Source organism: Micromonospora yasonensis, assembly GCF_026013475.1.
GTDB lineage: Bacteria > Actinomycetota > Actinomycetes > Mycobacteriales > Micromonosporaceae > Micromonospora > Micromonospora yasonensis.
Genome location: NZ_JAPDPH010000302.1, coordinates 1 through 7,198 on the forward strand (window position 1 = coordinate 1; position 7,198 = coordinate 7,198).

General features: G+C 74.0%; 9 protein-coding genes. 7 read left to right on the plus strand and 2 right to left on the minus strand.

Features of this window, described 5'->3' with window-relative positions:
• Positions 1-122: 122 nt before the first annotated feature.
• On the minus strand, positions 123-1,124 hold the full coding sequence (locus tag ONA70_RS33420; protein WP_265010476.1) for a cation diffusion facilitator family transporter: 1,002 nt from the start codon (positions 1,122-1,124) through the stop codon (positions 123-125).
• A 146-nt stretch (positions 1,125-1,270) separates the two neighbouring features.
• Between ONA70_RS33420 and ONA70_RS33425 the strand changes: the two genes are divergently transcribed.
• The 7 genes from ONA70_RS33425 (at position 1,271) to ONA70_RS33455 (ending at position 6,708) form a co-directional block, all read left to right on the plus strand.
• Positions 1,271-2,269, plus strand: a complete 999-nt coding sequence (locus tag ONA70_RS33425; protein WP_265010477.1) for a helix-turn-helix transcriptional regulator — start codon at positions 1,271-1,273, stop codon at positions 2,267-2,269.
• Entirely contained in the window at positions 2,266-3,273 is a 1,008-nt protein-coding gene (locus ONA70_RS33430; RefSeq protein WP_265010478.1) for a helix-turn-helix transcriptional regulator, read from the plus strand. The genes ONA70_RS33425 and ONA70_RS33430 overlap by 4 nt, the downstream gene beginning before the upstream one ends.
• Positions 3,274-3,283: 10 nt before the next feature.
• Positions 3,284-3,532, plus strand: coding sequence for a hypothetical protein (locus tag ONA70_RS33435; RefSeq protein ID WP_265010479.1), 249 nt, complete (start codon positions 3,284-3,286; stop codon positions 3,530-3,532).
• A 216-nt stretch (positions 3,533-3,748) separates the two neighbouring features.
• Positions 3,749-4,045 (plus strand): Sec-independent protein translocase subunit TatA, encoded by a 297-nt coding sequence (tatA, locus tag ONA70_RS33440; protein ID WP_265010480.1) that lies wholly within the window; start codon positions 3,749-3,751, stop codon positions 4,043-4,045.
• A gap of 18 nt (positions 4,046-4,063) precedes the next feature.
• Positions 4,064-5,017, plus strand: a complete 954-nt coding sequence (gene tatC, locus ONA70_RS33445; RefSeq protein WP_265010481.1) for a twin-arginine translocase subunit TatC — start codon at positions 4,064-4,066, stop codon at positions 5,015-5,017.
• Positions 5,018-5,328: 311 nt separating this feature from the next.
• Positions 5,329-6,372 (plus strand): zinc-dependent alcohol dehydrogenase family protein, encoded by a 1,044-nt coding sequence (locus tag ONA70_RS33450; protein ID WP_265010482.1) that lies wholly within the window; start codon positions 5,329-5,331, stop codon positions 6,370-6,372.
• A 33-nt stretch (positions 6,373-6,405) separates the two neighbouring features.
• On the plus strand, positions 6,406-6,708 hold the full coding sequence (locus tag ONA70_RS33455) for a GNAT family N-acetyltransferase (RefSeq protein ID WP_265010483.1): 303 nt from the start codon (positions 6,406-6,408) through the stop codon (positions 6,706-6,708).
• On the opposite strand, the gene ONA70_RS33460 is transcribed toward ONA70_RS33455, so the two are convergent.
• A partial coding sequence (locus ONA70_RS33460) for a kynureninase/PvdN C-terminal domain-containing protein (RefSeq protein WP_454557367.1) occupies positions 6,701-7,198 on the minus strand: 498 nt, incomplete at its 5' end. The genes ONA70_RS33455 and ONA70_RS33460 overlap by 8 nt on opposite strands.

Genomic DNA, 7,198 nt, shown 5'->3' on the forward strand with positions numbered 1-7,198 from the left:
GCGGCGGCGCCGAGGACCGCGCCGAGCACCGCCGCCACCGTCCCGGACCGCCATCGCACCATGTCCGGCACGCTATCGGCCGGCGTCGCGGCGGCCCGCGGCCGGGTCGCCCGGCGGGCTCGTCAGGCCGGGCTGCCGCCGTCGACCGGGCGCCCCTGCTCGTCCTGGGTGCGTCGGGCCCGCCGGTCGCCGGTGCTGGGCATCGACCGGGTCGGGTCGAGGAAGACGTACGCGATCTCCGGGTACTGCTCGGTGAGCCGCCGTTCGGCCTCGTCGGCGGCGGCCTCGATGTCGGCGCCGGTCGCGTCGTCGTGGAAGTCGACCTTCGCGGCGACCAGGATGTCCTCCGGGCCGAGCAGCATGGTCATCAGGGTGTCGATGCGGTTCACCGTCGGCAGCTCGGTCAGCTCGTGCTCGATCTGCCGGTGCACCCGCTCCGACACCGCCCGGCCGACCAGCAGGGAGATGTTGCTGCGGGCCAGGATGCCGGCGACCACCAGCAGCAGCCCGCCGATCAGGATCGAGGCGATGCCGTCGTAGAGCTCCTCTCCGGTGAGCTCGGACAGCCCGAGGCCGACGCCGGCGATCAGCAGGCCGATCAGGGCGGCGGTGTCCTCCAGGAAGACCGCCTTGACCGTGGTGTCGGCGGTCAGCCGCAGATAACGGCGGGTGTCGGCCCGCCAGCGTCGGGCTTCCCGGCGGACCTGCTGGTAGGCCCGGCCCAGGGACACCGACTCGACGGCGAACGAGATCACCAGCACGATGTAGGAGACCCGGTAGTTCCCGGTGTGCTCGTGCACGAGGATCGTGGTGACGCCGTGCGTGATGGCGAAGCCGGCGCCGACGACGAAGGTGAACAGCGCGGCGAGGAACGCCCAGACGTAGCTCTCCTTGCCGTACCCGAAGGGGTGGTGCTGGTCGGCGGGCCGCGCGCCCCGGCGCAGCGCCAGGTAGAGCAGCACCTCGGTGGTGGTGTCGGCGACCGAGTGGGCGGCCTCGGAGAGCATCGCCGCCGAGCCGGAGATCAGGCCGGCGACCAGCTTGGCGGCCGCGATGACGAGGTTCGCCGTGCCGGCCACCACGACGGTGGCGAGGCTCTCGGTCTTGGCTTCCGCTTCCGCCATGCGCTCACCCTATGGCCGGTCACGGCGCTCCGCCCGGGGAGCGGAACGGACCGCCGGTGTGGGCGAGGCCGGCTCCGGTCGCGCCTTCCGCGCGGCGCGCCCGCGCGGGTGCACGCCCACGACGCGCGGGCTGCTAGCGTTCAGGCGTGTCACGGACCCGTACCGAACGCCTGGTCAACCTGGTGATCTGTCTGCTCTCCACGCGACGGTTCCTCACCGCCGCGCAGATCGCCGCGACCGTGCCCGGCTACGAGCACGATCCGGATGACGCCAAGGACCACGAGGCGTTCCAGCGCAAGTTCGAACGGGACAAGGCCGAGCTGCGCGAGCTCGGGGTGCCCCTGGAGACCGGGACGGCCAGCGTCTTCGACGCCGAGCCCGGCTACCGGATCGCCCACCGGGAGTACGCGCTGCCCGACATCCCCCTCGAACCGGACGAGGCCGCCGCGGTGGGCATCGCGGCGCGGCTGTGGCAGCATGCCGGCCTGGCCGCCGCCGCGTCGTCCGGGCTGGCCAAGCTGCGCGCCGCCGGCATCGACGTGGACCCGCAGGCCACCCTGGGTCTGGAGCCGATGGTCACGGTCGACCCGGCGTTCGCCCCGCTGACCGCCGCCGCCCGGGACCGGCGGGAGGTCAACTTCGACTACCGGGTGCCCGACCGGGACGCGCCCACCCGCCGCCGGCTGCAGCCGTGGGGCGTGGTCTGCTGGCGCGGCCGGTGGTACGTGGTCGGGCACGACCTGGACCGGGCGGCCACCCGCTGCTTCCGGCTCTCGCGGGTGGTCGGCGCGGTCCGGACGACCGGCCAGCCGGGGGCGTACGAGCCACCCGCCGGGGTGGACCTGATCAGCCATGTGGCCCGCTGGTCCGGGCCGGTGGAGCGGACCGGCCGGGCCACCGTGCTGGTCGCCCCGGGCCGGGCCGCCGGGCTGCGTCGGTGGGCGGTGCGGTGCACCTCCGGTCCGGACGGCGACCGCCTGGTCCTGCCGTACGCCGACGCGGACTTCCTGGCCGGCCAGCTGACCGGGTACGGCCCGGACGTGCGCGTGCTGGATCCACCGGAGGTACGCGAGGCCGTGATCCAGCGGTTGAAGGAGATCGTCGCCCGGCACGACGAGCTGGCGATGGCCGGGGGTGCCCGGTGACCCGCCCGGCGGCCCGGGGTGGCCGCGCCTCGGCGGACCGCCTGGCCCGGCTGCTCAACCTGGTGCCCTACCTGCTGGCCCGCCCCGGCATCGAGATCGCCGAGGCGGCGCAGGACCTGGGCGTGACCGAGAAGCAGCTCCGCGAGGACCTGGAGCTGCTCTGGGTGTGCGGGCTGCCCGGCTACGGTCCGGGTGATCTCATCGACATGGCGTTCGACGGCGACCGGGTGACCATCACCTACGACGCCGGGATCGACCGCCCGCTGCGGCTCACCCCGGACGAGGCGCTCGCCCTGGTGGTGGCGCTGCGGATGCTCGCCGAGACGCCTGGGGTGGCCAACCGGGAGGCCGTCGAGCGGGCCCTTGCCAAGATCGAGAGCGCGGCCGGTGACCTGGCCGGCGCCCCGGTGGAGGTGCGGCTGCCCGGCGACACCGCCCGGGTCCGCGAGCTGCGCGCGGCGGTGGAGCGCGGCCGGGCCCTGCGGATCACCTACTACACCGCCGCCCGGGACGAGACGACCGAGCGGACCATCGACCCGCTGCGGATGCTGATGGTGGGCGGCCGGGCGTACGTGGAGGCGTGGTGCCGCCGGGCCGAGGCGGTTCGGCTGTTCCGGGCCGATCGGATCGACGCGGTCACCGAGCTGGACGAGGTGGCCGTGGTGCCGCCGCAGGCCCGCCCGCATGACCTCAGCGACGGGGTGTTCCGCCCTTCGGCCGACCTGCCGCTGATCACCCTGCGGATCGGCCGGGGCGAGCGGTGGATCACCGAGTACTACCCGTGCGAGCGGGTCGAGGCCGACGGCGAGCAGTGGCTGGTGTCGCTGCGGGTGACCGACCTGGGCTGGGCCCGCCGGTTCGTGCTCGGGCTCGGGTCCGACGTCAGCGTGCTGGCCCCGGCCGAGCTGGCCGAGCAGGTCCGCGCCCAGGCGGTCGCGGCGCTCGACGCGTACGCGTCGCCGGCGGAGCGCGCCGATCCGGCGGTGGCCGGCAGTACCCAGTAGGCTGACCGCCGTGGTGACGTGGATCGTGGTCGGGGTCGTGCTGTTCGCGTTCGTCGTGCTGGCCCTGGCGGTCCGGCCGGTGCTGGCGCGGTTGCCCCGGCTGGGGCGGGCGGCGCTGGCCCTGCAGGGGCGCCAGGCCGAGGCGGAGGCGCTGCGGTCCACGGCCGAGGTGCTCCAGCAGCGGGCCGGGGCGCTGCAGGAGCGGATGGCCGTCGCGCAGGAACGGCTGGCCGTGATCAAGGTGAAGCGCGGAAAATGATCGACAGCGGTCGCTCCGCTGCGCGGTAGCTGCGCGTTCGGTGGCGAGTTCGCGCACGATCGTGCCGCCGTGGGTGGTTGACGGGACACTTCGGGTTGGTCGAGACTTCACCGACCGGGCCCGCACCGAGGGGCCCGGCGGGGTGGCAAGCGTCTTCGGCCCACGTACGATGGGCTGCGATTGCCCCTCAACACACCTGAGCGACTGGAGCTTCCCATGGGTGCCCTCAAGCCGTGGCACATCGCCGTACTCGTGGTCGTGCTGATCCTGCTGTTCGGCGCGAAGCGGCTCCCCGACGCGGCCCGTTCGCTGGGCCGCTCGCTGCGGATCATCAAGGCCGAGACCAAGAGCCTGCACGACGACGACCGCGACCTGGCCGAGAAGGCCGACGCGCAGGCCGGCTACCAGCCCCTTCCGCCGAACACCCAGCAGCCGCAGCAGCAGTACGCCCCGCAGCCGCAGCAGCCGGTCGCCCAGCCGGTCGACCCGGTGCAGCGCGTCCGCGAGAACTGATCCGGAGGGCCCACCACCGTGGCCTTCGGGTTGAAGAAGCGCGGCCCGAGCGAATTCGAGCGGGCCGCCGACGGCTCGATGACGCTCATGGAGCACATCCGTGAGCTGCGCAACCGGCTGTTCCGCGCGTCGTTGGCGATCGTGGCCGGCCTGGCCGCCGGCTTCTGGCTCGCCGACCCGGTGTTCCTGCTGCTCAAACGGCCGTACTGCCGGCTGCCCGACACGACGGACGCGCTCGGACACTGCCAAAACCTGCTGGCGTTGGCGCCGACGACGAGTTTCCTCCTGAAGCTGAAGCTGGCGCTCTGGCTCGGCCTGATCATCGGCGGGCCGGTCTGGCTCTACCAGCTCTGGGCGTTCATCGCCCCGGGCCTGCACCGGCACGAACGTAAGTGGGCGTACGTCTTCGTGTCGATCGCCGCGCCGCTGTTCGCGGCCGGCGGGGTGCTGGCTTACTTCGTGGTCGACAAGGGCCTCGGGTTCCTGATGGAGTCCGGGGTGGGCGGGCTGTCCAACCAGTTCGAGGTCACCGCGTACGTCGGGTTCGTCACCAACATGATCCTGCTGTTCGGGGTGGCGTTCGAGTTCCCGCTGATCCTGCTCATGCTCAACTTCACCGGGGTGGCCAGCGCGCGGCGGCTGTTGAGCTGGTGGCGTGTGGTGATCTTCGTGTCCTTCGCGTTCGCCGCGATTGCCACGCCGGACCCGGGCCCGTTCGGGATGACGCTGCTGGCCGCCGCGCTCTCCCTGCTCTACTTCGTCGCGGTCGGGGTGGCCTTCCTCAACGACAAGCGGCGCGGGCGGGGCAAGGAGATCTACGCGGACGTCGCCGACGACGAGGTGTCGCCGCTGGACCTCTCCGCCGAGCCGGTCGAGGCCGGCGGCCGGGTCGAGGCGAGTGCCCCGATCGGCGCACCACAGCCGATCGCCGCGCCCGCACCGATCGAACGCCGCTACGACGACATGACCTGACCGTCACCGCCGTCGACCGGAGCGCCGTCCCCGTCCGCCGGGGGCGGCGTTCCGCGTACCGGTCGCAGGTTCACCGCACGCCTTTTCGGTCGGCGGTGGCATCCCGCCCACCCTGATGGGCGACCCGGCAACCGGATTCCGGGGACTCCCGGACGGACGGCGCGGGCGGCGCGATCGGGCGAGCCGGCCGGTGAGCCGGGCCACGCCCGGGCACGGCCGGGCCGGCGGGTCCGCCGGGACCGGTCTAGCGTTTCGCGCCGGGGGGCGAACGCCCCGCCGACCGACAGCCGCCCACCGGGAGGACACCGCCCATGCGCGCCACCGTGATCCATGGCCCGAACGACGTCCGGGTCGAGGAGGTGCCGGACGCCGCGGTCCGTAGCCCCGGCGACGCCGTCGTCCGCGTCGTGCTCGCCTGCATCTGCGGCAGCGACCTGTGGGCGTACCGGGGGGTGGCGCACCGGCAGCCGGGCCAGCGGATCGGGCACGAGTTCCTCGGCGTGGTCGAGGCCGTCGGCGCCGACGTCGGCTCGGTACGGGTGGGCGACCTGGTGGTGGCGCCCTTCGTCTGGTCCGACGGCGTCTGCGAATTCTGCCAGCAGGGGCTGCACACCTCCTGCCCGCAGGGCGGCTTCTGGGGCTCGCCCGGTTCGGACGGTGGCCAGGGGGAGGCGGTCCGCGTCCCGTACGCCGACGGCACCCTGGTGAAGCTGCCCGCCGAGGCGGCGGGCGACCAGCGGCTGCTGACCGCCCTGCTGGCGCTGTCCGACGTGATGGCCACCGGCCACCACGCCGCGCTGGCCGCCCGGGTCCGCCCCGGCGCCACCGTCGCGGTCGTGGGCGACGGCGCGGTCGGCCTCTGCGGGGTGCTCGCCGCGAAGCGCCTCGGCGCCGAGCGGATCATCGCGCTGGGCCGGCACACCGCCCGCACCGACATCGCCCGCTCCTTCGGCGCCACCGACGTCGTCGCCGAACGGGGCGAGGCGGCGGTCGCCGCGGTTCGGGAGCTGACCGGCGGGCAGGGCGCGCACGCCGTGCTGGAGGCGGTGGGCACCGCGGAGTCGATGCGTACCGCGATCTCCATCGCCCGCGACGGCGGCGCGGTCGGCTACGTCGGCGTGCCGCACGGTGGCAGCGCCGGGGTGGACATCGGCCAGATGTTCAACCGCAACGTGGCCCTCGGCGGTGGCGTCGCGCCGGCCCGGGCGTACCTCCCGGAGTTGCTCGCGGACGTCCTCGCCGGCACCATCGACCCGTCCCCGGTGTTCGACCGCTCGGTGACCCTCGACGGGGTGCCGGACGGCTACCGGGCGATGGACGAGCGCACCGCGCTCAAGGTGCGCATCACCTTCTGAGCGTGCCGGTCGGGGACGTGGTTGGATGGCCGGATGCAGTTCACGGTGACCGACGTGCCGGAGCGGGAGCGGTTCGAGGCGCGGGACGAGTCCGGGGCACCCGCCGGTGTCGTCACCTACCAGCTGACCGGCAACATCATCGTCTACACCCACACCGAGGTCGACCCGGCGTTCGAGGGGAAGGGTGTCGGGTCGACCCTGGCCCGCGCGGTGATGGACGACGCGCGGGCCCGGGGGCGGACCGTGGTGCCCGTCTGCCCGTTCCTCAGCGGATGGCTGGAAAAGCACCCCGAGTACGACGGGATCGTCGCCCGATCGACCCGCAAGCTCAGGTGACCCGGGACGACTCGCCGGGCACCCGCTCGTACGACCGCCGCTCGACGATGTCCCGGAGCCGGTCCATGGCGTCCCACACGTCGACGAAGCGGGTGTAGAGCGGGGCCGGGCCGAGGCGCAGCCGGCCCGGGGCGCGGTAGTCGCCGACCACCCGCCCCTCGTCGGCGAGAGCCCGGGAGATCCGCAGCGCGTCCGGGTGGTACAGGCTGACGTGGCTGCCCCGCCGGTCCGGATCGCGCGGGGAGGCCACGGTGAAGCCGTACCGGGTGAGCCAGGCGTCGGCCAGGGTCACGATCGCCTCGCCCAGCCGCCGTCCCTTCTCACGTACCCGGTCGATGCCCGCCTCGGCGAGCACGTCCAGCGCCGGGTCGAGGGCGGCCATGCCGAGCACCGGCGGGGTGCCCACCTGGAACCGGTCCAGGTGCGGCACCGGCTCGTAGGGGAGGGGGGGGGGGTGGGGAAGAGGGTGGGGGAGGGGGGGTGGGGTGGG

Coding starts and splice junctions, on each gene's coding strand:
- ONA70_RS33450 (WP_265010482.1), top strand. CDS start 5,329: ATGCGCGCCACCGTGATCCATGGCCCGAACGACGTCCGGGTCGAGGAG.
- tatA (WP_265010480.1), top strand. CDS start 3,749: ATGGGTGCCCTCAAGCCGTGGCACATCGCCGTACTCGTGGTCGTGCTG.
- ONA70_RS33420 (WP_265010476.1), bottom strand. CDS start 1,124: ATGGCGGAAGCGGAAGCCAAGACCGAGAGCCTCGCCACCGTCGTGGTG.
- ONA70_RS33455 (WP_265010483.1), top strand. CDS start 6,406: ATGCAGTTCACGGTGACCGACGTGCCGGAGCGGGAGCGGTTCGAGGCG.